This is a genomic window from Rhodoblastus sp. 17X3 (assembly GCF_030056575.1).
Taxonomy (GTDB): domain Bacteria; phylum Pseudomonadota; class Alphaproteobacteria; order Rhizobiales; family Beijerinckiaceae; genus Rhodoblastus.
In genome coordinates this window covers 245681-272563 of sequence record NZ_JASHHX010000001.1, presented here as the reverse complement: position 1 = coordinate 272563, position 26883 = coordinate 245681, and the positions used below count along the sequence as shown (strand labels likewise).

Sequence of the window (26883 nt, the reverse complement as noted above, 5' to 3'; positions counted from 1 at the left end):
CGTTTCCAGTCCGAGAATGGACAGTATCGGCCCGCCTCCTGACGTCTGTCACGCGGCGACCGGGATTTGCTGTTGGCAGCCGCCGCGAACCCAATCGGCGATCGTGTCCGCCACCTTTTCCCAGCCCGCCTCCAGCATCATGTCATGGGCCATGTCCGGGAAAATTACCGCTTCGGTTCCATATGTCGCGGCGATGCGCTTCGTCGTCTCAACCGAGAAAATTGCGTCGTTTTCGGCGCCGAGAACAAGGACCGGCGTTCCGTTCGCCGGCGTGCACAGATCGCTGAACAGCATGTCGAAGAAGGCGAGGAGGGCTTCGTCTCCTAACTGCGACGTGAAGAAATCGATATCCGCATTGGGCATAAGTTCGGAGAAAAACAGGCGTCTGACACGGTCGGGGGTCGACACAATCGATCTGAATTGCAGCGTGAGCTGGGCCTGAAGCACTCCGACCGGATCGGTGCGGATCAGTTTGCCCGCAAATCCTGCGACGCCGCCTGGAGGCATCGACGCGATCAGGACTGCGCCGGGAAGGGACCTCCGCTCCATGAGCTTTTGCGTGAGAAATCCGCCCATCGAGTGGCCGATAATAACGGGGGGAGAGCGCAAGCTGTGGGCTACTTCGTCGATGTCGTCGACATAATCCCGCACACGGGTGGTGCGCAGGCTGTCAAATCCCGCGCTTTTGCCATGTCCTCTCAGGCTCACTGCATGAACTTCGAAACCTTGCTGCGCAATGCGGTCCAGAAACCCATGATCCCAGCACCACGCGCCATGCCAGGCGCCGTGCACGAACAAGAGCGGCGGATACTTGCTTTCAGCGCCGCAACGCCGTCGAATGACTTCCAGCCGATTGTCCCACAGGCCGTCGGATCGCGGCATCGCGTGCTTCTCCTCCGCACAACTGTGCTGCCGGGCACATTTGATTCGCTTCCGGCATCGCCAATCGGCTATGTTGGAGGATTTAGAGTAATAAAAGTTAATATATAATTATAATAACTGTCGACCATTTATCCCATAGGTCAAATTGTACGATATTTTCGCTTTGGTATTATGTGTTTGCGAGAATCGCGAGCGCGCGTTTTCATGTCCGCCGGTTGTGACAGCGACTTTGGCCTTTGTCCAATTCCGGTTAATCGTGCTGGCCGATGGCCAGTTTCAATTCGCGTTCGCGCCAGGCCTACTCGCGATTGCGCATCCAGTCGGCGAGCTTTTTCATGTTGCCTTCGAGTTCTTCGCGGGCGACCTCATCCGAAATCGTTTCGACCAGAGCCTTGTGCATGCATGTCATCCAGGCGTCGCGCGCGGCATTGTCGATGGGGAAGCCCATGTGGCGCTGGCGCAGGCGGGGATGGCCCTTTTCCGGCGAGTAGAGCTTGGGGCCGCCGGTCCATTCCGTCAGATAGCGCTTCAGCACGTCTCCGATCGGGCCGAGGTCGCCAGCATGCATGTCGCGGATGGTCCTGGCTTCGGGCAAGCTGTCCATATGGCCGTAAAAGGCGTCGACCAGACGATCCACGGCCGCCTTGCCGCCGATCCGCTCGAACATCGAGATTTCCGCCATGGTCTCGCTCAAACTCATTCCTCCATGTTCGGCAGAAGGATCACCTCCGCCGGAGCGCCGGGTCCCTGCGCCGCGACGAAATCAAGCGCCGAGACCAGAGACAGGCCGCCGTCGCTTTCCATCAGCACCACGGCGTCCGCCGGCAATTTCGCCAAAGCCTCGACAAGCTCGGCGACCGTCATGCCGGGGCGCCGTTGAATTCGAGCACGGTCGGGTCTTCGTCCAGCATGAGGATCTCCGCGCGACGCAACACGCCAGCTTCGTCATAGGTGTAGCTATGGCTCAATTCAACGTCGCCATAGACCATTTTCTCGAATTTCAGCAACAGCCCGGACGCGTCATAGCTGGCGCGGATATAGGTGTTGCGGTTCGACAGCGCCCCCGCCTCGATCTCGTTGACGAGCTTGAGCGGCAGCTTCACGCCGGAAGTGGCGAGGAAGTAACGGCAGGCTTGCTGGGTCTCGGTCATGCTTAACCCGGATGGATGGTGATTTCCATCGTCTCGTCCATGTCGTCGTCATGGCGAAGCGGCGGATCGTCCTCGACCAGGGTCACCCCGCGAATGCAAAGGTCGCCGTCGAGCGCTTCGACGTCGAGCCTCTGCAATTGCGCGCCCTCGCAGGCGCCCGAGATGCAATGGCCGGTCTCGATGGCGAAGGTCGCGCCGTGGCGACCGCACTTCAGCTGCGCGCCCGTCTCGTCGAGAAAGGCGCCGGAGCCGATGTTCAGCCACACGCCCTGGTGCGGGCAGGCGTTGCGGTAGGAAAAATATTGGCCGGCCTTGTTGCGCGCGACGACGATGCGGAACGGCTTCGCGCCGCCCTGCCCGTCGGCCTCGGCGAGATCGAAAGCCTTCGCAGCGCCCGGCGCGACGGCGTCCATCGCGCAGATCACGAAAACCTCGTCGGGCCCCGGCCCTTGTGTCGTCTCGCTCATGGTGTCGTCGCGTTCATGGTGTCCCCGGACGAAAGCCTCGGTCAGTGCGCCACTTTTTGCATGAACCATGCCATGGCGAATTTTCGCATGAGCCACGCCATGGACGAACAATAAGGAGCGCTGATCGCCCGATGAACATGAAACTCTACATGACGCCCGGCTCCTGCTCGACGGCGATCCACATCATTCTCGAAGAGCTGGAAGAGATCTTCGAGGCCCATATCGTCAACCTGCCCGCGGGCGACCAGTTCAAGCCGGACTATCTGGCGATCAATCCCAAGGCCAACATCCCGGCGCTGATGCGTCCGGACGGCGCGGTGCTGACCGAAGTCCCGGCGATAGCCTATTGGCTGGGACGCGCGCGCGGGCGCGGAAAACTCTGGCCGAAAGACGTCGAGAACGAGACTCGCGCGCTGGAAATGATGACTTTTGTCGCCGGCTCGATCCACGGCCACGGCTTCGCCCGCATTTTTGCCACCGGCAATTTCTGTCCGGATTCCTCGCTGCATGAGAGCGTCAAGGCGCAGGGCCGCCTTTTGGTCGAAAAGACCTTTTCCATCGTCAACAAGGCCCTGGAAGACAAGAGCTGGATCGCGGGCGACTATAGCGTGGCCGACGCCGTGTTGTTCTATGTCGAATTCTGGGCTGACAAGACCGAAATCGACCTGCCGCCGAACGTCCTGCGGCATTATCGCGCCATGCTTGAGCGCCCCGCCGTGTCGCGGGTCTTGCGCGAGGAGGGCTATCGGCCCGAGACGCTAGGCCAGCGCGCCGAAATATGACAGAACTCGATTTGTGACCGAACTATTGTCGCAAGACCGACACGACGCCATCTAGGATTGAAGCGGACGTTCCGGCGGCGCCCCCGAATGTAAAGTGCGCGTTTCTTGCATCGCGCCGCGCAAGCGGATCGAAGGGATATGGAATGACCATCGACGAAATCATCGAAAATTTCGAATTCCTCGACGATTGGGACGATCGCTATCGTTATCTGATCGAGATTGGCCGGACTCTGGAGCCGCTGCCCGAGGAAGACCATAACGAGGCCAACAAGGTGCGCGGCTGCGCCAGCCAGGTCTGGCTGAAGACCAGCATCGAAGCCGGCGCGGACGGCGAGCCCGTGATGCATTTCCTCGGCGACAGCGACGCCCATATCGTGCGCGGCCTGGTGGCGCTGACGCTTGCTTTCTTTTCAGGCCGTACGGCCCGGGACGTCATCGGCGCCGACGCCCAGGCGCTGTTCCGCAGCCTGGGATTCGAGCAGCATCTGACGCCGCAGCGCTCCAACGGGCTGCGCTCCATGGTGGAGCGCATCAAGCATGACGCCACGCGCGCGCTTGCCGCCGCCTAAACGGCCTCTTGCCGCCGCCTGAGCGCCCTGCAGACGCCAAAACAAAGCCCGCCGGTGGCGTCAGCCCCGGCGGGTTTGCTTCATGCGCGTTGCTGAATTTCAGGCGGCCGCGGCGGCCTGAAGATTGGCGAGCTCGGTCGCCGGCACGCGGAAAATGAGGCGTCCGCCAGCGAGCGGCTGGGCCGTCTGGCCGACCTTCTCATACAGGAAGGCATACCATTGCTGCGCGCTGATGTCGGCGGGACGTTCGCCGATCTCAAGGCAAGTCCCATCGGGCGCATAGCGCGCGTGGATCACGATTTCGGTAGGCGCCATCTCTCACACTCCTTTTCCCTGAGACTCCGTTTCCCGGCAGCGAAACACCGCCGCCGGAAAAGCGGTTTGCGCACGCAATTTTTTGCGTCGCGCGGTTTACGCTGCCCGGGCCCTCTCGCCAGGGCGACGAAATCAAACGAAGCTCAGAATTTCGACCTTGATGTTTTCCGTCCCGAGCACCTTGGCCTGGCAGGCGAGGCGCGACTTGGAGCTGACGCCGACGATGGAATCGAGCTTCTCGTTCTCCTCGCGGGTCGTCTTGCTGACGCCCTTGCGGCCCTCGAGCACGTAGATGTGGCAGGAGCCGCATTTGGCGTTGCCGTCGCACTTGTGGGGAAAGGCCGGATCCGACTCGAGGATCGCCGCCAGCAGCGTCGTCCCTTCAGCGACTTCCAATTCCTTGCCCGAAGGCGCAAAAGTGACCAGAGACATTGATTTTCCCTCTCTTGCTATTGGTAACGCCGGCCGCATCAATAGATGGCGGCTCCGGCCCCCACATTGACCGACGCGTCCTTCATGGTCGCGACGATGAACTCGATTTCTTCTTCGCTGAGATGGCAGTGGTACGGCAGCGCAACCGCGCGGTCCGCGAGCTTCTCGGTGACGAAGAGATCCCCGCGCCGCCAGCCGCGATCGACGTAATGGCGCTGGAGGTGCAACGGGTTGCAGTAGCCGGTCGACTCGACCTTCTCGGTTGCGAGATCGTCGATGATGGCGTCGCGGCTGGATTTCGAGAAACGCGTGCCGAGATGCACGACATAGAGGAACCAATGCGCCTCCGTGACGTCCGGCGCGACATAGGGCGGCTTGATGCCCTCGAAGGACTGCACGTATTTCTCGTAGTAATGCTCGATCGTCCGGCGCTTCTCGAGGATCTCGTCGAGCCGGCGCAATTGCGCCAGCCCAAGCGCCGCGGAAATGTCGCTGATCTGCGCCTGCAGGGCCGGCGCGCCGCTGACGGCGACCGAGGAGCGCTCCTCAGGCGTGTGCGCGCGGATTCGCTTGATCGCCATGGCGAGGTCGGGATCGTCGGTGACGATCATGCCGCCTTCGCCGCAGGTGAGCGGCGAGGGTTGGGCGAAGTCGAAGATCGCGACGTCGCCGAAAGTTCCGACGAGCTTATCCCTGTATTTCGAGCCGATCGCTTCGCTCGAATCCTCGATCAGCAGAAGCCCGGCCCTGTCGGCCAGTTCGCGCAGGCTCCCCCAATCGGCCGGATGGCCGTTGGCGTTGGAGGCGAGAATGGCGCGCGTATTGGGCGTGATCCTGGCTTCGGCCTTTGCCGCGGCCAGCGTGCCGGACCAATAATCAATATCGGCGAAGACCGGCGTCGCGCCGATGATGGCGATGGCCTGCGCCGTCTCGCGAAAGCCGTAGCTCGGCGCGATCACTTCGTCGCCCGGACCGATCCCCCTGGCGGTAAGAATAAGATGAAGCCCAATCGTCCCGCTCGGCACGGCGATGGCGTAGCGCCGGCCGAGATAAGACGCGAATTCCTTTTCGAATTGCTCGACCACCGGGCCGCGCGACAGCCGCGAGGTGCGAAGCACGGAATCGACCGCCTCCAGCTCCAGCGTCGTCATGTCGGGATCGGACAGCGGAATGAGGACCGCGTCGACGTCGATATCTTCGATCTCGTCGTGCTCCAGCGCCGGCTCGGTCATCTCGTCACGCTCCGCACCGCGAGAATGGCCCCGCTCGCCGCCGAAGGCTCGGTGACGACAACCGGACAATGATTGCTGACGTCCATCAGATGCAGGTCATAGGCCGCGAAAGAGCGGAAAGGCTCCTCGATCACGTCGGACGCGTCGCAGTGCGACCATTTCAGATGCGGAAATTTCAGCCGCAGCGCAGGCAGCAGGGACGAATCCGCCTCGGCGCCGTTCAGCAGCGTCTCGATTTCCTGCAGTTCTTCCGCCTTGATCGCCATGTTCCGCCCTCACTCGCAATGATTTCGTCAAGCCAGCTCGATTTCCTCTTCGAGGCAGCCGATCACGTATTTTTCCTCGAACTCGACGATATAGACCGGCGTGTTGGAATCGACATGCGAGCCAACCTGCACGATCTCGCCCTGGGCGCCGGCGGCCGCGAGCACCGCGTCCTCCTCGGCGTTGGGATAGGTCCCGTCATTGACGAGGTCGATCAGGCAGCGCACGCGCTGGCCCCATTGAAATTTCGGAAGACGCGGCTCGATCATGCTGGCAGCTCCGCAGGGAGGGGAATTTCTTGTTCGTCGCGCGGCACGGCGAGCTCGAGTTCCTTGCGCTTCATGCCAACGCGATTGCCGCTCTCGGTGAATTCGACGGCGTAAATGTAGAATTGCTGCAGGAAGGTGCCGATGCTGACAATGTAGCCGGCCTCGCCTTTGCGACAGAGGACGTCGCCGATTTCCTTGCCGGCGTAGGTGCCGTCGTTGCGGACCGTGCGCTTGGCCAGAACCTTGTCGCCGAAGGTGAAATAGGGTGGCGCGTCCAACTCGACCACATCGCTGTCACGAACGATATTGCTCATAATGGTCCCTCCTTCCTTCGCATCTCGCCGCCCGCCGCACGCGCGCAGGCGGTCTCCCGCACCAGTTCATCCGCGTCGCCGACCAGCTCGCCGATCTCGTCGAGAGCGATGCGGCCTGCCACCTCGTGGCGAATCCGCCAGTCCGGATCGCGCCGCATCTCGCCGAGCTTGTCGCTCCCCAGACGCCGCGCGATTTCGAGACGGACGCGCGGCTCGGGATCGCCGGCCATGCGCATCAGCATCTCGTCGGGCAGGCGCTGCGCGACGACGCGGCGGACCTCCGCCTCCTCGTCATGCAGCATCCATTCCAGAAGTTCCGGCTGCAGCCGCCGTGCGACCGACAGACGGACGTAGTAATCCGGGTCCTGCAACATCGGGACCAGATCGGCGTCGTCGAGAAGAGTGACAATGCGGATGCGCACTTCGCGATGCGGATCGTTGCGCAATTTCAGAATGTGTTTCTTCGGCAGCCGCCGCGCGGCGTTCCAGCGCACAGTTTCTTCCGGATCGTCCAGCAGCGGAATGAGAAGGAAGACCGCCGCATGCTTGGAGGCGATGGCTCGCACCTCGAAATGCGCATGGGTGATGTATTGATTGGCGAGCGCCGGATTCCAATTGAAGAAACGGTCGATGCGCCGCGCGTAACGGTCGATCACACATGCGTGCGAAAACTTACAACGCCCTGTCGCAAGCATGTCGGAATGCACACAGCTTGAGCAATCGACGGGATTGCCCTGCCAGTCGACCGCCTCGGTGATGTCGTCGTTCATCGCGGGATCATTTATCGTCGGCTCACTCATCCTCGGCTGGCTCCTCTTCGGCTTTTTGGCGTTCGAGAATGTCGATCAGCAGTCGGGCATTGATCTTGTCGGACGCGTCGAGCTGCAGCAGCTTTTCAATCGCAGCGCGGCCTTCGACGAAATCGCCGAGGCGCAGGAGCAGATAGGCGTAGCCTTTCAGACAAAACATGAAGAAGCGCGCGATCACGTCGTCGTAATCGCCGAATTGGGCGTCTTCCTTCTGCACGGCGCGCCAGTCCGTCGCGAAATTCTTTTCGCGCGCCGCCTTCGCCATGCAGATTTTGGAGATGGCGAGCGCCTCTTGCAGGCGGCCCTTGTAGAAATAATAGCGGTAGAAGCCGATCAGCACCGCGAAGTGATCCGGCGCGAGGCTCTGCGCCTGATTCAGGTAATCTTCCGCGACGCGGTCGGACGAATAATTGTCCCCGGCCCGGGCGAGATATTGCTCGACCAAAGGCGGGAGGCCGCCGCCGAACAGGGGATGAGAAAGCAGGGAGTCTTCGCCTGCCGGCGAAGGTTCCCTGCTCTGTTGTCGTGCAGTCGTCATTGGCGTTCTTGATGCCGCGGCGCCCCGGCCTTAATGGCTGCCACAGGTGGCGGGTGCCTTGGGGTCGAAGAACACCAGGCCGGTCGAGGTCGGGGTTTCCGCGAAGTCGATGGTGACGCCCTGAAGCAGAAGCCGGCTTTCTGCCGGCAGGAACAGCTTCACGCCGTCCTGCGTCACTACTGCGTCGCCCTGATCCGGCTCGGACTTGACGGCGATTTCCGCCGACAGGCCCGAGCAGCCGCCGGGGCTGACCGAGAGCCGGAAACCGGCTCCCGGACCGCCATCGGCCATGATCATCATGCGGATGAATTTCGCGGCTTTGGGGGTAATTTCGAAATTCATTCTATCCTCACGGAGCCTGGTAACGCGGCAGGGAATTGTCGATGACGCAGGTGTTATCGACAGGGCACACCGCAACGCATTGCGGCGTATCGAAATGGCCGAGGCACTCGGTGCATTTTTTCGGATCGATGATGAAGGTGCCACCCTTCTCCGAAATCGCCATGTTCGGGCATTCCGCTTCGCAGGCAGAGCAGCTCGTGCATTGCGAAGCGACAATTTTATACGTCATGGATCATCCCTCTTCCTGAAACGATCAGTCCGCCGCCGCGAGCAGGGCGCCCTGACGAATTTCCGCATCGCCGCGCGATTCGTGAACGATCTCGCCGCTGTTGACCTTTTCGAGATAGGCCTTGAACCAGGAGATCGCCGACTTCTCGATGAATTCATGCGCGAATTCATCCACCGCCTCGATGCCGGCCTTGGCGAGGTCGCCCTTCGGGCAGCCGCCGATCTTGGCCACGAACACCGCATGGCAATCGTTGATCGCTCGGATCACCGTCTCCAGCGAGTCTTCGTCGCCAAAGCCGCCCTGGCAGTAGAGATCGACGCGGCGATGGCCGACGAATTTCGCGCCGCCGGTCGAGAGTTCGTAGATCTGGAACTCCTTGGCGTGGCCGAAATGCTCGTTGATGAGGCCCGAGCCCTTGGTCGCGACCGCGGTGAGGATCTTGATGTCGCTGGCGACGCCGGCGAGGGTCTCAAGCTCTTCCTTTTTCGCTTCGACCTTGGCGACGCGCTCGAGCTCCACGGCGGCCTGATAGGCCTTGCGGGTCTCGAGGTCGTAATTCACCTCCATCGCCATGATCTTGTCGGTGGTGAATTCCTCGCTGCGGTCTTCGCCCAGCAGGCCCACGGCGTCAGCGCGGCACTGGCGGCAATGCCGCATCATGTTCATTTCGCCTTCGCAGGAATCCTGCAACGCCTTCAGCTCCTGCGCGGAGGGGCCGCGCTGGCCGGTCAGACCGAACACCGTGCCATGCTCCGGCGCGGAGATCAGCGGCATGATGTTGTGCAGGAAGGCGCCGCGCGATTTCACCGCCTTGTTGACCTCGACAAGATGCTTGTCGTTGACGCCCGGGATCATCACCGAATTGACCTTGCAGAGAATGCCGCGCTCGGTCAGCATTTCGAGGCCTTGCATCTGGCGCTCGGTCAGAATGCGCGCCGCTTCGATGCCTTCGATGCGCTTGTGTTTCCAGAAGATCCACGGATAGATTTTCGCGCCGACTTCCGGATCGACCATGTTGATCGTGATGGTGACGTGATCAACATTATATTTGGCGATCGTGTCGACATGATCGGGCAAAGCCAGGCCATTGGTCGACAGGCAGAGCTTGATGTCCGGCGCCGTCTTCGAGATCAGCTCGAAGGTCTTGAAGGTCTTGGCCGGATTGGCCAGCGGATCGCCGGGGCCGGCAATGCCAAGCACGGTCATCTGCGGGATGGTGGAGGCCACCGCCAGAACCTTCTTCGCCGCCTGTTCCGGCGTCAGCTTCTCGCTGACCACGCCGGGGCGCGACTCGTTGGCGCAATCATATTTGCGGTTGCAGTAATTGCACTGGATGTTGCACGCCGGCGCCACCGCCACATGCATGCGGGCGTAATGGTGATGCGCCTCTTCGCTGTAGCAGGGATGGTTCTTGACCTTGTCCCAGATCTCCTGAGGCAGATCGTTTTCGCCGGCGCCCGAGCCGCAGCTCGCCTTGCCGCTGCCGCCCTCGGTGCCGCACCCCTTGTGCTCGGCGACTTGCTGCATGACCGCGTCCATATCGACGTTGGCGCCGGACGCGCCCGATTCAAGATTTGCCGTAGAATCCATGTCCGACCCTCTCTCGCTTTTCAGCTCAAGCTCTAAAAGCTTTGCCCTGCCATAAAGGTAGCAACGCATATGCCAACACGGCATTTTTTGATTTATCGTTGTTTTTCAAAATGTTATTCGACTCGCCCCAGACACTCTGTCGGCTTGCACACAGGGGTTTCGGGGAGTTTTCTACCTGTTGGAAAGCCGACAACGCGATATTTTTGCGCGTCCACAAAGCGAGAAGGGAGCCGCAAGCGGCCCCCTTCCGAATTGATTGATCGACACGGAATTCATCCGGCGATCAGAATTTCGGCGACGCGCGGCAGCGGCAAGGCGATCGGAACAATGCCTTCGCTCGCCAGGAAGCGGCGCTCGTTCAGCGTCAGCTTTTCAGGATCGACCACCGCATAATGCGGTGCGGCCGAACGCTTGCTGATCTGCCGCGCATAGGTGCGCAGCATCTGGTCGTGGAACCGGCAGCCGAGGAACAGGAAGCTGCGCTCGGTGCGGCGATCCTTGACCACGTCCGGGATAGGCGTCTGGATGTCGATCTCGGTCAGAACCTCGACATAGTCCGCGTCCGAGATCAGGAAATTCTTGGCCGGAATGACACCGCCATGCGGCTTGTAGAGGACAGTCTTCCAGCCCTCGGCATCGGCGCGGCCAGCTTCTTCGCCGGCGGCGCTGTAAAAGCGATACCAGCGATCCTCCCCGATTCCGGCGCGGGTGTTGCCCTGAACCTCGCCCCAGTCGCCGCGCGATTCCAGCGCCGTGCGGAAGGCGCCGTCATACCAGGCGTCGACGATCAGCGGCAGCGGCAGGGAGGCCAGGAACTGGTGCAGCGGGGTCGGCGCGACAGGCGCGGCGAAGGCCTCGGCCATCAGCGCCGTCACGGTGGCGCGATGCTTGAAGCTCTCGATATGCTGCGCGGCGGACCACGGATTGCCCTTGGCGCGCCGCGGCAGCGCCACCTTGGTTCCGAAGAAGGCCGCGAGCGCCTCGGGCGTCAGCGGAACCGAAGGCGCCGATAATTCCGCCGCGCCGGGGCCGACGAAAGGAACGATCTGGCCCGCGCGCAGGCGGCCGGCGAGCTCGCCGACGAGCTTTTCCGCATCCTGCGGCTGCAAGAGGTCCTGGTCGAGGATGGCCGCGATCATGCTCATTCTTCCTCCTCGCCGCGCTTGCGAGCGTTGACGGTGATCGGCAAACGGGTGTCGGCGGCCATTTCCGGCAAATCAAGCACCCAGCCATTGGCGACCTTGATCCAGCCGCCCCAGAGCGTCTCGAATTCCGTTTCGACGATCGGCTCTTCGAGGTCCTTCTTGGGAACATAGATCGAAAGCCCAACTTCGGCGGAGCGTCGGATCATGACCTTCATGCGTTCTATTCCTTCGATGGCGCCGGTCGGCGGCTTCACTTGTTGTCGATGCGCGCGACCGCACGCTGTGCGCCGGCGAGACCGCCGGCGCGGCTATCGCAACGCCGAGCAGGGCGCAATGCACGCCTGGCCCGAGCGGTCTGAATCAGGCCTTCACGCAGGTGCCGGGAACCGGGCAGACCTCGTCGCACTTGGCGGTGTCGAAATGGCCTTCGCATTCCGTGCACTTCTTGGGGTCGATCACGAAGGTGTCGCCCTTCATCGAAATCGCCGCGTTCGGGCATTCGAATTCGCAAAGGCTGCAGCCCGTGCACTGCGAAGCGATGATCTTGTAAGACATCGAAACTCTCCTCGATAATTGGCGCGTTCGAGACTTGCGCGAGTGGATCGGCTCGCGGGCGAACGTCGCCCAGAAGGGAGCAAGGCTTGTGCCAGCGCCGGAACGTGCGCTTTTTTGGCCGCGACGTTACGCTTTGGAGGGTTCGCAACGTCTGCGTTGGCATTGCGACATGCGAACGCGGCGGGATCAGAATTTCTTGATCTCGATGTTGTATTTGCCCAGCGCATAGGCGATCTGGCGCGGCGTCAGGTTCAGGAGACGCGCCGCCTTGGCCTGGACCCAGCCGGATTTTTCCAGCGCATTGATCAGGCTGTTACGATCCGTCGCGCCGCCCGCGGCGCTGGCCCGGCCATTGGGCCGCGAACGCGGGGCGTCCGAGCGCGAAGCCGCCGCGATGGCGGCGCGCTTTCCCGCGCTGGCGTCGAAATGTTCGAACTCTGTCGTGTCTGGAGCACTTCGCTGCGCGGCGCCGGGTGAAGTCGGAAATTCCTTCCAAAGGGTCGACGACAGGCAGGCCCCGACGGTACAGGCGAAATCGCCTTCATTCAGCGCGTCGTCATGCGAAAGGGTCGCCGTCCGGCGCACGCAATTTTCCAGTTCGCGCACATTGCCGGGGAAGTTGCAGCCCTGCAGCAGACGCACCGCCGCCGGCGTGAGGCGTTTGCGGGCGCCGTTCTCCTCGTTGAAACGGCGAAGGAATTCCTGCGCCAGCAACGCGACGTCCTCGTGGCGCTCCCGCAGCGGCGGCAGCAGGATCGAGACGACATTGATGCGGTAATAAAGATCGGCGCGAAATTCGCCGCGCTCCACCGCGACTTCGAGATTCTTGTTGGTGGCGAAGACGAAACGGACGTCCACCTTGACCGTCTGCGAACCGCCGACGCGCTCGAACTCGCCTTCCTGCAGCACACGCAGGAGCTTGGCCTGGAAGGCCGCAGAAATCTCGCCGATCTCGTCCAGAAAGAGCGTGCCCTTGTCAGCCAGCTCGAAGCGCCCCTTGCGCTGGCCCACGGCGCCGGTGAACGATCCCTTTTCGTGGCCGAACAATTCGGATTCCAGCATGGATTCCGGCAGAGCCGCGCAGTTGAGCCGAATGAAGGGCGCGTCCTTGCGCGGCGAGAGATCATGGGCGGCGCGGGCGAACAATTCCTTGCCCGTGCCGGATTCGCCGCGCAGCAGTACGGTGGTGTGGGTTCTGGCGACAACGTTGATCTGGTCGAAAACCCGGCGGATCGCGCGGCTCGCGCCGACAATGCCGATGAGCGCCTGTTCGCCGCTCATCTCGACGCGGCGCGGCGACTCCTTTTCGAGACGCCGCTGGTCCTCCATCAGCCTTTCGCGATCGCGCGACACGACGTCGTAGAGATGCAGGGTCTGGCCAATCATGTTGGCGATCATGCCAAGGAAGCGCGCGTCTGAATCCGTCGAGGCGCGATGGCTTCCGTCCGAGCGCCGGTCGATGGCGAGAACGCCGATCGCCTCGCCGCGATCAAGAATGGGCGCGGCGAGCACGGCCTGGCTCTTGTCCGAGCAACCGGCGTCCGAAGGCCAGCCGGCGAAATCTGAATCGGCCTCGACATTGTCGACGATCAGCGGCGCCTTGCTCGTGACCACCCGCCCGACAGCCCGCTCCGGCAGCAAGACTCCCCGGGCCTCGCCGGAGAAAGCGCCCTGGCAGGCGACGGACCGCGCCTCGCCCTGGTCGTCGATCAGCGCGACGATCGCGCGCCGCGTATCGACGAAGCTGGAGAGCAGCATGAGGACTTGCGCCAGAACCTCGTCCAGCCGCCCCGGAACCGCGAGAACCTTGGAAATCTCGTATATTCCGCGCAACGCGACGTCCGACCGGCAGGACAGCGCCGGCATCGGCGGGATGAGACTATCGTCCTCGGGACTAGCCATGACGGCTCAGCTCCTGCGACCGGCCGGCGCGCATTCCTTTCCGCGACGATAAAAGGGCGCAATCCATCGCCGCCTCCAGCGCTTCCAAGAAGTTGGATAATCCTTCGCGCTGGAAGCCCGCGCGTTCGGAAATTCAAACGACCTTGAGCGAATCCAGCGGAACGAAATTGCTCGCCGGCTCCTGCTTCGGCTCGATCGCTTCCTTGTGCACCTTGAACAGGCGCTCCTGGATCGGCGTCGAGGCGACGAAGTCCTGATAGGCCTGATCGAGATGATCGCGGCACAAGGTCTTGATCTGTTCTTCGCTCAGGCCCTCGAACGCGCCGTCGATCTCGCTGCCCTTGAGATATTGGCCCATGCGGCGAAGAATGTGCAGGCGCGAGACTTGAACCACTGTCGGCTCGAAAGGCAGATCGAGATAGTTGAAAAAGTCCTCAGCGGAAGACAACTGCCCAAGATCTTGCAACACGCTCATGACTTATCCTTCCACTTTCTCTTCGCACACAGCATCCGGCTTTCTGGCGCGGTGTTGCATGTGATTGAGCCGCGCCTCCAGAAATTCGACGCGATCGAGCAGGAGCGACAGAACCTCGCCGACCGGGTCGGCGATCAGATGATGGTCGAGATTGACCCGCGTGCCGATGGCGCTGCGGGTGGTTGGCGCGCGCACGATCCGCGCGGGAATGCCGACCGCCGTGACGCCGGGAGGAACCTCCTCCACTACAACCGAATTGGCGCCGATCCGCGCGCCCGCACCGACCTTGATCGGCCCGAGAATCTTCGCCCCGGCGCCGATCAGCACGCCATCCTCAATGGTCGGATGGCGCCGGCCCGGCGACCAGCTCACGCCGCCAAGCGTGACGCCGTGATACATGGTGACATTGTCGCCGATCTCTGCGGTCTCGCCGATCACCACGCCCGCGCCGTGATCGATGAAGAAGCTCCGCCCGATGGTCGCGCCGGGATGAATATCGACATTGGTCGCCAGACGCGCGAACCACGAGATGAACCGCGCCGGAAACTTGAACCCGGACCGCCATAGCCTGTTGGCGAGGCGATGCCAGATGATCGCATGCACGCCCGGATAGGTCAGGACGACCTCCAGCACGTTGCGGGCCGCCGGATCGCGCGCCTTCACGCAAGCGACATCTTCCCGCCACAGCGTCCAGAGACGTTCTTTCCCAAGACTTCTGGACGACGTCATCGTTGCGTCCCTGTCGAAAGATGCCGCGGTCATGGACATTTTCAGCCTCAATGGCCCGAACGCAGACCCATCGGAACCGGGACGACGCGGACGAATTCGCCGAGCGTTTCGACCATCTTGGCCTGGATGCCTTCGAGCGTCGCGCTGGCCAGCTTGCAGAACACGCAGGCGCCGGTGAGCTTGACGTTGATCTTGTTGCCCTCAACCGAGATCAGTTCGCAATCGCCGCCGTCCCGACGCAGGTTCGGACGGATTTCCTCGATCACGTCGCGGATGCGACGCAGGCGCTCGCTCTCGGGCGCGGCATCGGATTTGGTCTCCACAACATCGGTCTGCATGGTCTTGAACCCTCTGCTTGCGGGGGAAAATCAGCCGAAGCTCTTGCCACAGGAGCAAGAATGCGTGGCGTTCGGATTGTCGAAGGTGAAGCCGGCGCCTTCAATGGCGACGACAAAGTCGATGGTGATGCCGGCGAGAAGTTCGAGGCTGCTGTTCTCGACGAAAACCTTGACGCCGTCGCGCTCGACAACCTCGTCGCTCTCCTCCGGAGTCTTGACGAGACCCATCAGATATTTGTTGCCCGCACAGCCGCCCGTCTCGACTTTGAGGCGCAAGCCCTGGACGGGCTCGGACGCCCCCTTGATGGCGTTGCGGACAGCGTTGATGGCGCTGTCGGTCAGATGGATCATTGCCGGTCCTCCAGAATGTAAGGCGCTTTGCCTCATCAATTAGCAAGACCCGCGCCAGAACCTGAAAACTTCGCTTCCCGTTGTTTTCAATAAGACTTCAGAAACGGGTGGGCATCTCGCGTTGTCAGGTTGGCGACATTGTCCGGGCTCAGGCCGCGACCGCCAGTTCGAGCCCGCGGAAGATCGCGCAACGCCTGAACACGTCGATGTCCGGCCGGATGTCGCGATGGCGACAATATTTCGCGACCAGCTTCGCCAGCCCCTTGATGTCGCGTCCGCTGGTCTGCGGATAGATCTCGACGAGGGTCGAAATCAGGCTGTCGTCGAGGTTCAGGGCGAACTGCTCCGACATCACCTGCCAGATGCGATGGCGGGCCTCGGCATCCGGCGCATGGAAGCGGATCAGCGCGATGCAGCGCGAGACGATCGCCTCGTCGATATCGTCGATGCGGTTGGTGGTGAGAAAGAGCAGGCCATTGAAATATTCCAGCACGCGCAGGAACACGCCGACCACGGCGTTCATGGTCATGTCGTCCTGTCGCCGCTTGATATAGACGTCGGCCTCGTCGATCAGCATGACCGCGCCCCAGCGCTGGGCGCGCAGGAGCGCCTCCTTCAACGATGTCTCCATCGCCGCGACATTGAGGCCGAGCTGGCCGGAATGGACGCGATAGAGCGGTCGCCGGACGATTTCCGAATAGACCTCGGCCGTCAGCGTCTTGCCGACCCCGGGCGGGCCGGCGCACAGCACGGTCGTGCCGCCGGACTTGCCCGCGACGATGTCGTCCATCAGCACATCCATCTCGGCGGTGAGAATATCGATCAGGTCGGTTTGCTCCTCGGGCAGAACCAGCTTCTGCTTGAGGTCCGGCTGATAGGCATAGGGCTGGACGTCCTCGACATGCGCCCAGACATAGTGATGCAGGTCGAGATGGAACATCAGGATGAAGGGATGGACCGGAATCTGCCGGAACAGATCCTTGCCAATATTGGCCTGCGCCGCGGCGACTTCATCCTCTTCCGCGTAGAGATTGCTCTTGGCCGCCTTGCGCAGATAATTGCCGAGAATGTCGCCGGTCAGCTCCAGCGTCAGCGCGCGAGTGGCGAGCAGGCTTTCGTCATTGACGAGGCGCGCCGGATTGCCGCCGGACGACAGGATCACGCTGTCCTTGCGGGTCCAGTCGTTGCTGCGATGGGAGGAGGACGGATCCTCGGCGAAGAAGCCGAGGCCGCTGCCCGAGAATTGCGCGCCATAATGCGCGCGCCACTCGAAATAATTGCGCGCATTGGCGTCATAGGCGGCGATCAGCTCCGGCGTCTCGCGCAAAAAGCCCTTTGCCGCGAAAATGCCAGCGACCGTCTTGCCGACGATGTCTCCCGCGGCGATGCGCAATTGCACCGTCGCCAACTCGCCTTTCGAATTGGCCTTCAATTCGACGAAGATGCGGCCGGTCTCGTCATTGGAGGCCGGCGTGTAATCGATGCGCGCGACGACGAAGGGCAAGGGCCTGCCCGCGACATTGATGGAGAACAGCCAGCCGCGCTGCGCGTCCTCGATCAGGAAGGCCGCGATGGCCGGCACGACGGCTTCGAGATCTTCGGCGGCAAAGCGCGTGGCCCCGCCTTCGAGGGCGCGGCGAAGCGTCGCAAGCTGCGCGCGGGCGCTGTGCATCGGCGCGCCCGCCTCGCCGTAAAGTTCGTGAAGACGGTCGACCTGCGGACCGGAAAGCTGTTGAAACGGAACCTCGACCTTGTCGCCGAAAACAAGTTGCGCCTTGAGGGATTCGAGCTCGGGAAAATCAGCGGCCAGAGCCTCGACATAGGGGCGCGCGATATGAAGCTTCATGCTCATGTCGCCTTCCATTCAAGAGAGGAACATATGGTCGCGACAAGCAGGGTTCAGGCCAGACAATTTGTGGCGCGAAAAGCGGCAGCTCATTTGCATAGGGGAATTGGCGCGCTCTGGCGCGACAAGTTTTGTCCAAGCTGTACTAGCGGAGAAATCACAATGACATCGATCGAGACGACCGCCTTTGCCGGGCTCGAAAAGGAAAACCGCCTTCTCAACGCGGTTTTCAAAGGCCCCACCGGCAAGCCGGGTTATTACGGCTTTCGCGGCGATTTCGCGCTGAAGTTCCAGCCGCAGCTCGCCGACGAAGCGCGCCCGCCGGAATACAAGCTCGAGCAGATCGTCGCCATCGCGAAGGAAGGCGCCGGCACGATCGAAATCCTCGCCGGCTATCTGCACGATTTCGCCTATTTTGAAACCTTCAAGGAGGTTGTCGGACCGCTGCTGAGCGCGGAAGGCAGCTATTTCATTTTCGTCAACAACATCGACCTGCTGGCGAAATACACCATGCCGCTCGGTGATGCGACAATCACTGTCCTGCCTTGCGACGAATCCACCGTCTGGAAAGAACTCAGCGATTTTTCCGGCCTCGACAAGAACGACTTCAAGAAGCTCGACGGCGGCGGCAAGGTGCAGCTCATTCTCGACAAGGCGGTTGAAGCCAAAGAAGCGTACGAGTCTATTTCCTACGAGCAGGGCCTCGCGCGCGCCGAGCCGGTCAAGAACCGCAACGAGAACCGCCCGGTCTGATCGTTTCGCCCTTTGCAAAACAGCGCGCCCCGCGGATAACGCGGCGGCGCGCTTTTCCTTGCGCGCGCCGGACCGGCGCGCGCATTGTTTTCAACGTCGCAAAAACTCAGGCGACGAGACCATCCTCATCGTCCTCATCCTCTTCCTCGACCATGGTGACGCCGGTGATGCAGATATCGCCGTCGATCACCTGGAGATTGAGCGGAGAAAGATTCTCGCCCTTGCACGGGCCGCTCGAACAGCGCCCGGTACCAAGCTCGAACAAGGCGCCGTGCTTCCCGCACATCAGGCGCAGACCCGACGGATCGAGGAACGCCTCGCGCTCCCAGTCCAGCCGCGTGCCATGATGCGGACAGCTGTTGGTGTAGCCGAAGACCTGCTTGCCCCAGCGCACAATGACGATCGGAAAGTTTATCTGCTGGCCGGCCTCGTCGAGAATGGCGAGGTCGAATCCTTTCGCTCTCTGGCTTTGAATGTCGTTGAGTTCGCAGATGACATAAGCGACGTCGGACATGGTCTCGATTTCTCCTCGTGATCGTTCAGGCGGCGGCGCCGCCGGCCTGTTTCGGCGCCTCGCCCGATTGCGCCTTCCCTTTGCCGAGCAGCAACCCGTTCAGGTCGCGTGAAAACTCCGCCCAGGCGGCTGCGATGTCGCGCATGATCGCCTGCTGATAGTCCTTGGCGAGTCTATGTTCGTCGGGGAAATTCGACAATGCGCAGGACGTGCTGTTGAAGGCGGCGACGTCGTCGAAATATTGCTTGAGGAAATCGCTGAAGGGTTGCTGCAGCAGGGGCGTGAGGGCGCAGCGGCCCTTCTCGACCGCGACGCCGGCCAGATCGAAAGGCAGACTCGCGGCCTTGGCCAGGGCCTGTCCGAAAAAGGCTTCCGCCGCGCCGAGCATGGCGCGCTGGGTGATTTGCTCGCGCGCCTGCGTCGCCAGGCTGGCGTTCATCCGGCGCCGGTAATCCTCGAACACGTCCTGCCCGTGACGCTCGACCCAGGCCGAAAAGCGGCGCAGGCTGGCCGCGTTGACGCTTTCGTCCGGCGTCGCATTGGGCTCGTCCTCGACCGCCGTGTCGCGGACGATGTCGCGCGCGATGCGCTGCGCCGCCTCCAGCGCGCCTTCCATATAGCCGGCCTGACGCGAGCCGGTTTCCGAGCCGCCCAGATGCAGCCGGCCGCCCCAGAGAGGCCGTCGCAGCATGGGATTGGCGGTGGTGCGAGCCTCTTCGCGGCCGCGTTCGCGGTCGAGCGCGCTGCAGGTCTCGGCGTCGCTGGCCCAGTCCTGATAGAAATGCTCGCGGCCTTCCAGCGGGCCGCCGAAAACCTGTTCCAGCTGGCTGTGCATCAGCAAAGGCAGCCCCTCGCCGAAAGCCTCGCGCAGTTCCGGCCCGAGCGCGAGGAATCCGCCAAGGGCCGCCTCCGCGCCGCGCGCGTCGCTGGCGTCGAAAATCTCGTCGAACACCGCCTGCTCATGCGTCACGAAGGCGTTGCCCGATTGCCCGGATTCTCGCCACGCCGCGTTCTCGAAGGTCGTGACCGACTTGGCCTGCGCCGCCATCCAGGTCGGGGCGTCGCGCATGGTCTGGCGCATGGTTTCGTCGAGCGACGGGGCGAAGGCGATCCGCTCTTCCGCGAGGCGCGGCGGCAGCGCGACCACCACGCGGCAGGCCTCGACGACACGCGTCGCCCCGCCTTCACTGATCGTCAGAACGACGTGGTCTTCGCCGTCGCGCAAGCCGGTGATCTGGCAATCGCGATGCAGCCTGTCCTGCGGCAATTCGCGCCGCAGCGCCTCGATGATCTTCTGCGCGCCGCCGGCGATGCGCCGCGCGCCGCCGTGCACGCCGCCAGCGACTTCGATTTTCTCCGGCTTGGCGTCGGCCTCGCTGAGCCGCAGGATCGCGCCCTCGTCGAATTGCGCGAAGCTCTCCAGGCCAAGCTCGGACAGCAGAGCCGTCAGCAAGGGCTGGCGATCCGGCCAGAACCAGGAGGCGCCGAGATCGATCGCATGGCCTGACAATTTGCAATCGATTGTCAGGATGCGTCCGCCCCAGCGTTGTCGCGCCTCGAACAGTTCGAAGTCCCGGCCGCGCCGCGCCAATTGCGCCGCCAGGGCCAGTCCGCACAAGCCTCCGCCGACGATCGCCGTGTCCAACATGTCGCTCTCCGCATGATTTGCGACATCCCCAAGCAAGAATCGCGCAGCTTTTCCCGTCCGGCCCAAAAAAACCGACAAAAAAGTCGCGATGGCGACGCAAGCGCGGACTTTGCGACAGCGTTTGTTGGAGCGTCGGAGTTCTGGCACAAAACTTGATGAGGTTGGCCAGGGTTACAACAGGAGATGGGAATGAACCTCGCTTCGGCTTTCGCCAATCTTTCCAATGATGAAATCAAGGCCTTGCTCGACGGCGGCTCGCTCACGATCTATTCCGTCGCGCGGCCGATCAGCGCCGACCTGCCGGTCGAGTTCAGCGGCTCGCTCGCCGTCCTCGCTTTCGCGACCCCCGCTTTCGGCGCTCCGAACGGCGATCTGGAAACCCCCGCCTTCACTGCCGAGACCTTCCCCGCGAGCCATGTCGGCACCCCCGGCTTCGCCCGCGCGGCCAAGGCCGACGGCACGGTCGTGGCCGATTTCTCGGTCGGCCCCGGCGACCGCGAGATCAAGCTCGGCGAAGTGTCCTGCTCGCCCGGCGCGCCGGTGAAGGTCGTTTCGTTCAAGTTCAAGACGGCCGGCGACTGGCCGGAGCGTCCGGATTATTACAATGCGCATCCGCGCACCGGCTATTCCCTGCCGGCCGTTCCCTGAGAACTGCGCCACATTCGGGCGGCCCGGCCATGGGCCGCCCGCGTTCCAACCGAGAGGGGTTTTTCGACCATGGCGACACTGGTGAAAACAACGCAGGACGGACGCAAGGTCGAGGTGGTCGGCCGGGCGATTACACTCGGCGGCAGGCTTGAGACGGATGAAGTGGTTCCGGTAAAGGACATTCCGAACCGCAAGGCGATCCTCGCCATCGCGCCGGACGCCGTCTATTTGGCCGGCCGCATCGCCCTCACCGAAGCGGAAGGCAAGATTGCGCTCGAAGCTTTGGCCAAGGCCGAGCAGCAGTTCCTCACGAATCCAAAGGCGATCGAGGAGCGATTCCGCTACGCGGCGCGCGCGCGTGAAGCCGAACTCGGCATCGAGTAAGAACCACGCGTTTCGTCTGAAAATGAAAACCCCGCCGCGATCGCGCGGCGGGGTTTTTCATGCCGGAAGAAGGATGTCAGACTCGCTCTTCGCGATAGACATGCGTGAGCTGCGCGACGCCTTCCTCGGAACCGAAGCAGGAGGCGAAATCATTGCAATCCGAGCACACCGGCGCGGGGCACAGGCTGAAGCCCTCCGAACCGCATACAAGGCGATAAAGGAATTTCTTCCATTTCATGTCGCCGGAATTGCGCGCCTTGAGGCGTGGGAAATGCCGCTCCATCAATTGGGACAGCTCGCCGCGATCGCGCAATCCGAGATCCTGCCATAGATGGCGCGGCTCCTGGCAGCGCCGCGCGATGAGAGTCGCCAGCGGCCGGACGAAATGAATCGGCCCAGCCGCATACATCAACAGAATATCGATGATCGATTTTTCTTCCGGGCCGGGCGCCGGACGATCGGCGCCCGCCATTTTCGCCAGCGCCGCGGCGGCCTGCGGAAACATCTCCTGCCCGATGGCGGAAAGAGCCGCGCCGTCGAGACCGCTGGTCCGCGCCAGAGCGTCCTGCTCCTCGCCGGACTGGGCGATCGCAACCGCCAGGATGCTGGCGAAGACGTGCCGATCGAAGCCATCGCGGCTGGAGGCGGCGCCCGCTTCCATCAACCAGCGATAGGCGTGATCGGGGCTCATCACGCCGCCTGCGCGTCGGGGCTGTGCGTCTGGCAATTGGCCGGGCAGACGCGGGCGCAAGCGCCGCAGCCGATGCAGGCGCCGACGTCGGCCATCACCATGACCTTCTTCTCGACTTCATCGTCCTCGTCGTCATCGAGCGAAATGATCTCGCCGTCCTCATTGATGCCCTTGAGGGTCATCACTTCACGACCGCAGACCTTGTAGCAGCGGCCGCAACCGATGCACTTCGCGGGGTCGATCGCCTGAAGATAGTCGGGTTTCCAGTCCCGCCCGTCGCGCGCATTCGCCATGAGCTTCGCCTTTCCAGTTAAGCCGTTTCGAGAGATTTCAGCTGCTCGCGCTTCGCCTCGAGTTCGGCAAAAGCATTGTGGGCCTTTTGCGCGACGTCGAGGATCGTCTGCCAGTTGATCGGCAGCTCTTCGGACAAGTCATGCAGGTTCATTTTCGCGTTCATCGCGCGCGCCGAGAGCTTCTTGATCTCGGCCTTCAGGGTCTCGATATCGCTCATTCTGGACCTCAATAATTCGCGGCGGCCGGGAATTCCGCGATCATATCGAGGCCGGCCTTGACCTGCTTGTCGCCTTCTTCGCCCAGCTTGGCGAAGCTCTCGAAACCGAAGCGATGCACGTCGCGCAACTGCTTGTTGACGACGATGAGGCGGCCGCCGATCAGCACGATGCGACCGAAGCCCTCGTGGCTCATCTTGAGCATCGGCGTGACCATGACGCGCGAGGCGCGCTCGATCGCCAGGCCGACCGCATTGTAGAACAGTTCAATGCGCCAGATCGTCTCCGGATCCGGGTCCGCGATGATCGGAATGGCCTTACGCTGTTCCTTGGTGACGATATATTCGGAAATCAATTGCGCGTCGCTCTTGGATTCCCAGGCGCCGTGCGAGTCCTGGGCGCGCCAGACTTTCACCAGCTGCTGCAGGAAAGGCGATTCCGTGAGGATCGCGGCGTCGTCGACGATGGCGGCTTCGGTCATCTTGTCCTCTTTGTTCTCGCCGGCCGCGGGGGCCCGGCTGTTCTGAATGGCCGGAAGGCTCAGTCCTCGAAATCGAAGGCGCGTTCCTTGCCCTTGCTCATCGCTTTGCGCAGGAACGGCGGCGGATTGCCCTTGAGCACGTCCTGCAACTTGTTCAGCAGGTCCTCGATATTTTCGGGCTGCGTGACCTTGATTGGATGGATATTGTTGGCGACGACACGCGCCGCGCCTGAGCCGCCGATGGCCGCCACATAAAGAATGGCGCAATCCTTCACGGCTTCGATTTTCGGCGCGAGCTTGTCCTCGTTGCCGTCTTCCTGGAGATCGCCATCGAAGGCGACGTGTTCGATCAGGCTATGGCCGTTCTCGTCCAGCTCGTAGATCGAGATGTTCTTCGCCCAGCCGAAATGCGCGTCGACACGCTTCAAGTCCTGTGTAGCAAATGCGACCTTCATGGACCCGCCCTCTCTTCGCCAAACTCAGTTCGCCAAGCTCGTTGCAATCGCGGCGCCAGCTTCCTCCGGCGCCGGCTCGGCGCTGTCCGGACCCCAGGGATTGCGCCAGGTCTCGGTCGTAACCTCATGATTTTCTTCGCGGTCGGCCATGATCAGATTGGCGACCTGGAAGATCAGGTCGCGTCCGCCGCGATAGCCGACGGACAGTTTATGGCCGGCGCCGAGACGGTCGAACATCGGGATGCCAAGGCGATGAAAGGGAATCTTCAAACGCGCCGCGGCCTGGCGCCCGTGCGAATGAGTCACGAACAGATCGCAGCCCTTTTCGCGCGCCTGAATTTCAAGATCTTCGAGATCGCCGATGACGACCTCCTCGGCCGGCACTTTCTCCAGCACGGGCGATTGCGTCGTCGTGATCGCGACCTCGATCTGCGCGCCCATTTCATGCATGAAGGAGCCGACATCATAGAGCAGGTCCGGCTCGGCGCCGATGGCGAGCTTGCGCCCGCCGATATGGAAATGGCCGTCGAGCATGGCGTCGACCAGCTGCCCGCGCTGGCGGCGATATTTGGCCGGCGCCGGGCGGCCCGAGATTTCCGTCATGAAGGCGATCAATTCATCATTTGCCTCAAGGCCGCACAGGCGCTCGAACAGGCGGAAGGGAACCCCCGCCTTCTTTTCCAGCGCCTCGGCCGCCGCGCGCATCTGCGCGCCGATGGCGATGGTCCATCCGGCGTCGCCCATGGTGGCGACTTCGTCGACGCCCACGCCGCCGATCGTTGTCGGCGTGAAATCGTCGGGAATATGTCCATCGAGCGAGCCGCCGAGATCCGGCAGGAAGGTCGGCTCAAGGCCAAAATCCTCGATGATCGTGCGCAGCTCTTCGATATCGCCCGGCGTCAGGTGGCTGCCGGGCAGGACATTGATGCAGGTCGGGTCACGCCGCGCGGGGTTGGCCGGCGGCTCGACAAGCTCCTCGACCAACCGCGTGACCGCCTTTTCCCAGCCGTCCTGAAAGGCGTCCTTGAAATCGGGCGTCGAGACATAGACCAGCGGAAAATTCCGCAAATCGGGGTGGTTCTGGCGGATCAGCTCGATATAGCCGAGAACGTCGTCGCCCTTGGTCTCGGTGACGCCGGTCGAGGCGATGCCGATGATCTCCGGCTTGGTGCGCTTGATGATGTTCAGCACCGCCTGCTCGACATTTTCATAGCCGCCGAGCACGGTCGCCACTTCGCTCATCGCCGTGGTCTGGAGCGGAATGGCTTCCTTGAAATGGCGCACGAACAGCACGAGGCCGAACGAGGTGCAGCCCTGCGAGCCATGCAGCAAAGGCATGGCGCCGCGCAAGCCCATGAAGGCCAGAGCCGCGCCGATCGGCTGGCTCATTTTCAGCGGATTGACAGAGCAGGCTTTCCTGGAATGAACGACCTTGGCCATGCCGCTCACTCCGCCGCCACGTTCTGAAGCTCTGTCGGTTGTCCGACAACGACGCCTGCTTCAAGAATTTCCTCGATGCGCAGCGCGCAGGCGCCGCAACCGCCCGAAGCGTTGGTCTTCTCGCGCACGCCTTCGACGCTGGTGAGGCCAAAATCGCGGATCGCGTCCTCAATGGCGCCGAGCGAGACGCTCTTGCATATGCACACCGCCTTGGCGCGGCGGACCTGCTCCGCCTTGACCGGATCAGCAGCGAGTTCCGCCTCTTCCGCGGCGATCTGCGCCAGCGCCTTGTCCTGCCAGCTCTCGCCGGGCTTCGCCCAGGGCGCGGGCTTGCGCACCTGCTCCCAGACCGGATTATAAAGCGTCTTGTCGATTTCCTTGACCAGCTTCACCATGCCGATATAGCCCATATAGGCGTGGTGGCGCTCCTGGTTGATGTCGAGCCAGGGCATGGTGGCCTTGAGCGCGATGAACTGCGAGCGGCCGCCCGACAGCATGATGTCGGCCTTGGCGTCCTTCAGCATCTTGTACATTTCGCGCGGGGTCATGTCCTCGATCAGATGCGCATCCTGGCCCATCAATTCCTTGATGCGCTCCTTGTCCTCGCGCGTCGATTTCTTGACGCTGGTGCCGACCAGCTCCAGCCCGGCCTCCTGCAGCGCCGCGACCACCGACCAGGACTTCACGCCGCCGGTGATGAGCAGGACCTTTTTGCCCTTGAAGCGCGGCTTGTACTTGGCGATCGCCGCCCAGGCCCGCGCCTCTTCGCGCGCGATCAGCTTTTCGGTGCGCGCCATCAATTCTTCCGGCGCGCCCTGCGAAATCAGCAGGCGCGCGAGTTCGCGCAGGGAATCGCTGCTATCCTCGATGCCGTAGAACGACCCTTCGAAGAACGGGATGCCATAGCGTTCCTCCATCTTGCGGGCGACATTGATCATGGCCTTGGAGCAGACCATCATCGACGCCTTGGCGCGATGCGAAGCGGCGACCTCATTATAGCGGCCGTCGCCGGAAATGCAGGACAGGACGCGGATGCCCAGCTCGTCGAGCAGGGGCTTCACCTGCCACAATTCGCCGGACAGGTTGAATTCGCCGATGATGTTGATGTCATAGGGCGTGGTGTATTCCGGCTCGACCGTGCCGATGACGTGATCGAGCAGCGCCTCGCCGGCGAGCTTATTGCCGAGATTCTTCGGCCCGACAAAGCCCGGCGCATTGACGGGAATGACCGGCTTGCCGAATTTTTCCGACGCCGCCTTGCACACAGCGTTGATGTCGTCGCCGATCATCGCCGGGACGCAGGTCTGATAGACGAAGATCGCCGGCGGATCATATTTCTCGATGATCTCGCGGCAGGATTTGAACAGGCGTTTCTCGCCGCCGAACACGACATCGGTTTCGTTCATGTCGGTGGTGAAGCTGGTGCGCCACAGATCCGAACCCGACGACGCGGCGCCGCGATTGTCCCAGCTGTTGCCCTCGCAGGCGATGGGGCCATGCACGAGATGGGCGACATCGGTGAAAGGCTGGAGGGCGATCTTCGCGCCATCAAAGGCGCAGCCGCCGGCCGCGCCGCCGGGCTGCAATTGTTTTGTGCAGCCCTTCTTCTTTTCGGCTTCCGATTTATTGGCGTTCTTGGCGCAACTCGGCTCGTTGAACACGTCTTGAATGGTCGCCGAAAGGGAAGTCATCGCATCTCTCCTGTCCGTTCGGCCGCAGCCTTTTTCAGGCGCGGAGGCGGGCGACGGCTGTCGCTTTTCCGCCAGTTAGAGGCTTTGACGGAGAGGCAGCAATTTTGGCGCCGCGGCAGGCCACGCGCGGCGCCCAAAGAGAA

At 62.4% G+C, this 26883-nt stretch carries 39 protein-coding genes; 5 read left to right on the top strand and 34 right to left on the bottom strand.

What is annotated here, in order from left to right; all coding sequences use genetic code 11:
* Window positions 1-48: 48 nt before the first annotated feature.
* From QM467_RS01355 to QM467_RS01335, 5 genes are all read right to left on the bottom strand, one after another.
* Window positions 49-882, bottom strand: a complete 834-nt coding sequence (locus tag QM467_RS01355; protein ID WP_283364482.1) for an alpha/beta hydrolase — start codon at window positions 880-882, stop codon at window positions 49-51.
* Between the two features lie 298 nt (window positions 883-1180).
* Entirely contained in the window at window positions 1181-1582 is a 402-nt protein-coding gene (locus tag QM467_RS01350) for a group II truncated hemoglobin (protein ID WP_283364481.1), read from the bottom strand.
* The gene (locus tag QM467_RS01345; RefSeq protein ID WP_283364480.1) at window positions 1579-1746 is read right to left on the bottom strand and encodes a hypothetical protein; all 168 of its coding nucleotides are present in this window, start codon (window positions 1744-1746) and stop codon (window positions 1579-1581) included. Before QM467_RS01345 ends, QM467_RS01350 begins: the two co-directional genes overlap by 4 nt.
* Window positions 1743-2033 (bottom strand): DUF6156 family protein, encoded by a 291-nt coding sequence (locus tag QM467_RS01340; RefSeq protein ID WP_283364479.1) that lies wholly within the window; start codon window positions 2031-2033, stop codon window positions 1743-1745. The genes QM467_RS01345 and QM467_RS01340 overlap by 4 nt, the downstream gene beginning before the upstream one ends.
* 2 nt (window positions 2034-2035) lie before the next feature.
* On the bottom strand, window positions 2036-2500 hold the full coding sequence (locus tag QM467_RS01335) for a Rieske (2Fe-2S) protein (protein WP_283364478.1): 465 nt from the start codon (window positions 2498-2500) through the stop codon (window positions 2036-2038).
* A gap of 137 nt (window positions 2501-2637) precedes the next feature.
* Between QM467_RS01335 and QM467_RS01330 the strand changes: the two genes are divergently transcribed.
* Both QM467_RS01330 and QM467_RS01325 read left to right on the top strand, forming a co-directional pair.
* Complete coding sequence (locus QM467_RS01330; protein WP_283364738.1) at window positions 2638-3282, top strand: glutathione S-transferase family protein; 645 nt, start codon at window positions 2638-2640, stop codon at window positions 3280-3282.
* 143 nt (window positions 3283-3425) lie between these two features.
* Entirely contained in the window at window positions 3426-3851 is a 426-nt protein-coding gene (locus QM467_RS01325; protein WP_283364477.1) for a SufE family protein, read from the top strand.
* A 99-nt stretch (window positions 3852-3950) separates the two neighbouring features.
* Here the strand turns inward: QM467_RS01325 and QM467_RS01320 are convergent, their stop codons facing one another.
* From QM467_RS01320 to QM467_RS01225, 20 genes are all read right to left on the bottom strand, one after another.
* Window positions 3951-4166, bottom strand: coding sequence for a hypothetical protein (locus tag QM467_RS01320; protein ID WP_283364476.1), 216 nt, complete (start codon window positions 4164-4166; stop codon window positions 3951-3953).
* A gap of 132 nt (window positions 4167-4298) precedes the next feature.
* A complete protein-coding gene (locus QM467_RS01315; RefSeq protein WP_283364475.1) occupies window positions 4299-4598 on the bottom strand; it encodes a 2Fe-2S iron-sulfur cluster-binding protein in 300 nt (99 codons plus the stop codon).
* Between the two features lie 38 nt (window positions 4599-4636).
* Complete coding sequence (locus tag QM467_RS01310; protein ID WP_283364474.1) at window positions 4637-5830, bottom strand: DegT/DnrJ/EryC1/StrS family aminotransferase; 1194 nt, start codon at window positions 5828-5830, stop codon at window positions 4637-4639.
* The gene (locus tag QM467_RS01305; protein WP_283364473.1) at window positions 5827-6096 is read right to left on the bottom strand and encodes a hypothetical protein; all 270 of its coding nucleotides are present in this window, start codon (window positions 6094-6096) and stop codon (window positions 5827-5829) included. Before QM467_RS01305 ends, QM467_RS01310 begins: the two co-directional genes overlap by 4 nt.
* 27 nt (window positions 6097-6123) lie before the next feature.
* Window positions 6124-6363: a nitrogen fixation protein NifZ gene (locus tag QM467_RS01300; protein ID WP_283364472.1), complete on the bottom strand. Its 240-nt coding sequence runs from the start codon at window positions 6361-6363 to the stop codon at window positions 6124-6126.
* Window positions 6360-6677: a nitrogen fixation protein NifZ gene (locus QM467_RS01295; protein WP_283364471.1), complete on the bottom strand. Its 318-nt coding sequence runs from the start codon at window positions 6675-6677 to the stop codon at window positions 6360-6362. Before QM467_RS01295 ends, QM467_RS01300 begins: the two co-directional genes overlap by 4 nt.
* On the bottom strand, window positions 6674-7447 hold the full coding sequence (locus QM467_RS01290; RefSeq protein ID WP_283364737.1) for a 4Fe4S-binding leucine-rich repeat protein: 774 nt from the start codon (window positions 7445-7447) through the stop codon (window positions 6674-6676). Before QM467_RS01290 ends, QM467_RS01295 begins: the two co-directional genes overlap by 4 nt.
* A gap of 22 nt (window positions 7448-7469) precedes the next feature.
* Window positions 7470-8024: a hypothetical protein gene (locus QM467_RS01285; protein ID WP_283364470.1), complete on the bottom strand. Its 555-nt coding sequence runs from the start codon at window positions 8022-8024 to the stop codon at window positions 7470-7472.
* A 30-nt stretch (window positions 8025-8054) separates the two neighbouring features.
* On the bottom strand, window positions 8055-8366 hold the full coding sequence (locus tag QM467_RS01280) for a HesB/IscA family protein (protein ID WP_283364469.1): 312 nt from the start codon (window positions 8364-8366) through the stop codon (window positions 8055-8057).
* A gap of 7 nt (window positions 8367-8373) precedes the next feature.
* Window positions 8374-8595, bottom strand: a complete 222-nt coding sequence (locus QM467_RS01275) for a 4Fe-4S binding protein (protein ID WP_283364468.1) — start codon at window positions 8593-8595, stop codon at window positions 8374-8376.
* Between the two features lie 24 nt (window positions 8596-8619).
* Window positions 8620-10185: a nitrogenase cofactor biosynthesis protein NifB gene (gene nifB / locus QM467_RS01270; RefSeq protein ID WP_283364467.1), complete on the bottom strand. Its 1566-nt coding sequence runs from the start codon at window positions 10183-10185 to the stop codon at window positions 8620-8622.
* Window positions 10186-10457: 272 nt separating this feature from the next.
* A complete protein-coding gene (locus QM467_RS01265) occupies window positions 10458-11324 on the bottom strand; it encodes an SIR2 family NAD-dependent protein deacylase (RefSeq protein WP_283364736.1) in 867 nt (288 codons plus the stop codon).
* A 2-nt stretch (window positions 11325-11326) separates the two neighbouring features.
* Entirely contained in the window at window positions 11327-11545 is a 219-nt protein-coding gene (nifT, locus tag QM467_RS01260; RefSeq protein ID WP_283364466.1) for a putative nitrogen fixation protein NifT, read from the bottom strand.
* A 145-nt stretch (window positions 11546-11690) separates the two neighbouring features.
* On the bottom strand, window positions 11691-11885 hold the full coding sequence (locus tag QM467_RS01255; RefSeq protein ID WP_283364465.1) for a 4Fe-4S binding protein: 195 nt from the start codon (window positions 11883-11885) through the stop codon (window positions 11691-11693).
* A gap of 186 nt (window positions 11886-12071) precedes the next feature.
* On the bottom strand, window positions 12072-13787 hold the full coding sequence (gene nifA / locus QM467_RS01250) for a nif-specific transcriptional activator NifA (RefSeq protein WP_283364464.1): 1716 nt from the start codon (window positions 13785-13787) through the stop codon (window positions 12072-12074).
* Window positions 13788-13920: 133 nt separating this feature from the next.
* Entirely contained in the window at window positions 13921-14262 is a 342-nt protein-coding gene (gene nifW, locus QM467_RS01245; protein ID WP_283364463.1) for a nitrogenase stabilizing/protective protein NifW, read from the bottom strand.
* Between the two features lie 3 nt (window positions 14263-14265).
* Window positions 14266-14991 carry a serine O-acetyltransferase gene (gene cysE, locus QM467_RS01240; protein WP_283364735.1) on the bottom strand — a complete coding sequence of 242 codons (726 nt, stop codon included), beginning with the start codon at window positions 14989-14991 and terminating at the stop codon, window positions 14266-14268.
* Between the two features lie 47 nt (window positions 14992-15038).
* Entirely contained in the window at window positions 15039-15329 is a 291-nt protein-coding gene (locus tag QM467_RS01235; protein WP_283364462.1) for a NifU family protein, read from the bottom strand.
* A gap of 30 nt (window positions 15330-15359) precedes the next feature.
* Window positions 15360-15680, bottom strand: coding sequence for a HesB/IscA family protein (locus tag QM467_RS01230; protein WP_283364461.1), 321 nt, complete (start codon window positions 15678-15680; stop codon window positions 15360-15362).
* Window positions 15681-15828: 148 nt separating this feature from the next.
* Window positions 15829-17526, bottom strand: a complete 1698-nt coding sequence (locus QM467_RS01225) for an AAA family ATPase (RefSeq protein WP_283364734.1) — start codon at window positions 17524-17526, stop codon at window positions 15829-15831.
* Window positions 17527-17688: 162 nt separating this feature from the next.
* On the opposite strand from QM467_RS01225, the gene QM467_RS01220 reads away from it, so the two are divergent.
* A complete protein-coding gene (locus tag QM467_RS01220; protein WP_283364460.1) occupies window positions 17689-18279 on the top strand; it encodes a hypothetical protein in 591 nt (196 codons plus the stop codon).
* A gap of 106 nt (window positions 18280-18385) precedes the next feature.
* Here QM467_RS01220 and QM467_RS01215 read toward each other — a convergent pair whose 3' ends face one another.
* Together QM467_RS01215 and QM467_RS01210 are read right to left on the bottom strand one after the other, a co-directional pair.
* A complete protein-coding gene (locus QM467_RS01215; RefSeq protein ID WP_283364459.1) occupies window positions 18386-18793 on the bottom strand; it encodes a Rieske (2Fe-2S) protein in 408 nt (135 codons plus the stop codon).
* A 25-nt stretch (window positions 18794-18818) separates the two neighbouring features.
* Window positions 18819-20441 (bottom strand): flavin monoamine oxidase family protein, encoded by a 1623-nt coding sequence (locus QM467_RS01210; RefSeq protein WP_283364458.1) that lies wholly within the window; start codon window positions 20439-20441, stop codon window positions 18819-18821.
* A 189-nt stretch (window positions 20442-20630) separates the two neighbouring features.
* On the opposite strand from QM467_RS01210, the gene QM467_RS01205 reads away from it, so the two are divergent.
* Together QM467_RS01205 and QM467_RS01200 are read left to right on the top strand one after the other, a co-directional pair.
* Complete coding sequence (locus tag QM467_RS01205) at window positions 20631-21089, top strand: hypothetical protein (RefSeq protein ID WP_283364457.1); 459 nt, start codon at window positions 20631-20633, stop codon at window positions 21087-21089.
* 81 nt (window positions 21090-21170) lie between these two features.
* Complete coding sequence (locus tag QM467_RS01200; RefSeq protein ID WP_283364456.1) at window positions 21171-21473, top strand: hypothetical protein; 303 nt, start codon at window positions 21171-21173, stop codon at window positions 21471-21473.
* A 76-nt stretch (window positions 21474-21549) separates the two neighbouring features.
* Here QM467_RS01200 and QM467_RS01195 read toward each other — a convergent pair whose 3' ends face one another.
* From QM467_RS01195 to nifE, 7 genes are read right to left on the bottom strand one after another with little or no spacing between them, the layout of a single operon-like run.
* Window positions 21550-22164, bottom strand: coding sequence for a nitrogen fixation protein NifQ (locus tag QM467_RS01195; protein WP_283364455.1), 615 nt, complete (start codon window positions 22162-22164; stop codon window positions 21550-21552).
* Window positions 22164-22457 (bottom strand): ferredoxin III, nif-specific, encoded by a 294-nt coding sequence (fdxB, locus tag QM467_RS01190; protein WP_283364454.1) that lies wholly within the window; start codon window positions 22455-22457, stop codon window positions 22164-22166. Before fdxB ends, QM467_RS01195 begins: the two co-directional genes overlap by 1 nt.
* A gap of 17 nt (window positions 22458-22474) precedes the next feature.
* Window positions 22475-22675: a CCE_0567 family metalloprotein gene (locus QM467_RS01185; RefSeq protein WP_283364453.1), complete on the bottom strand. Its 201-nt coding sequence runs from the start codon at window positions 22673-22675 to the stop codon at window positions 22475-22477.
* A gap of 8 nt (window positions 22676-22683) precedes the next feature.
* Window positions 22684-23154 carry a NifX-associated nitrogen fixation protein gene (locus tag QM467_RS01180; protein ID WP_283364452.1) on the bottom strand — a complete coding sequence of 157 codons (471 nt, stop codon included), beginning with the start codon at window positions 23152-23154 and terminating at the stop codon, window positions 22684-22686.
* Between the two features lie 59 nt (window positions 23155-23213).
* Window positions 23214-23609 carry a nitrogen fixation protein NifX gene (gene nifX / locus QM467_RS01175; RefSeq protein WP_283364451.1) on the bottom strand — a complete coding sequence of 132 codons (396 nt, stop codon included), beginning with the start codon at window positions 23607-23609 and terminating at the stop codon, window positions 23214-23216.
* Window positions 23610-23633: 24 nt separating this feature from the next.
* A complete protein-coding gene (gene nifN / locus QM467_RS01170) occupies window positions 23634-25049 on the bottom strand; it encodes a nitrogenase iron-molybdenum cofactor biosynthesis protein NifN (RefSeq protein ID WP_283364450.1) in 1416 nt (471 codons plus the stop codon).
* A gap of 5 nt (window positions 25050-25054) precedes the next feature.
* The gene (gene nifE / locus QM467_RS01165; protein ID WP_283364449.1) at window positions 25055-26740 is read right to left on the bottom strand and encodes a nitrogenase iron-molybdenum cofactor biosynthesis protein NifE; all 1686 of its coding nucleotides are present in this window, start codon (window positions 26738-26740) and stop codon (window positions 25055-25057) included.
* Between the last annotated feature and the right edge of the window lie 143 nt (window positions 26741-26883).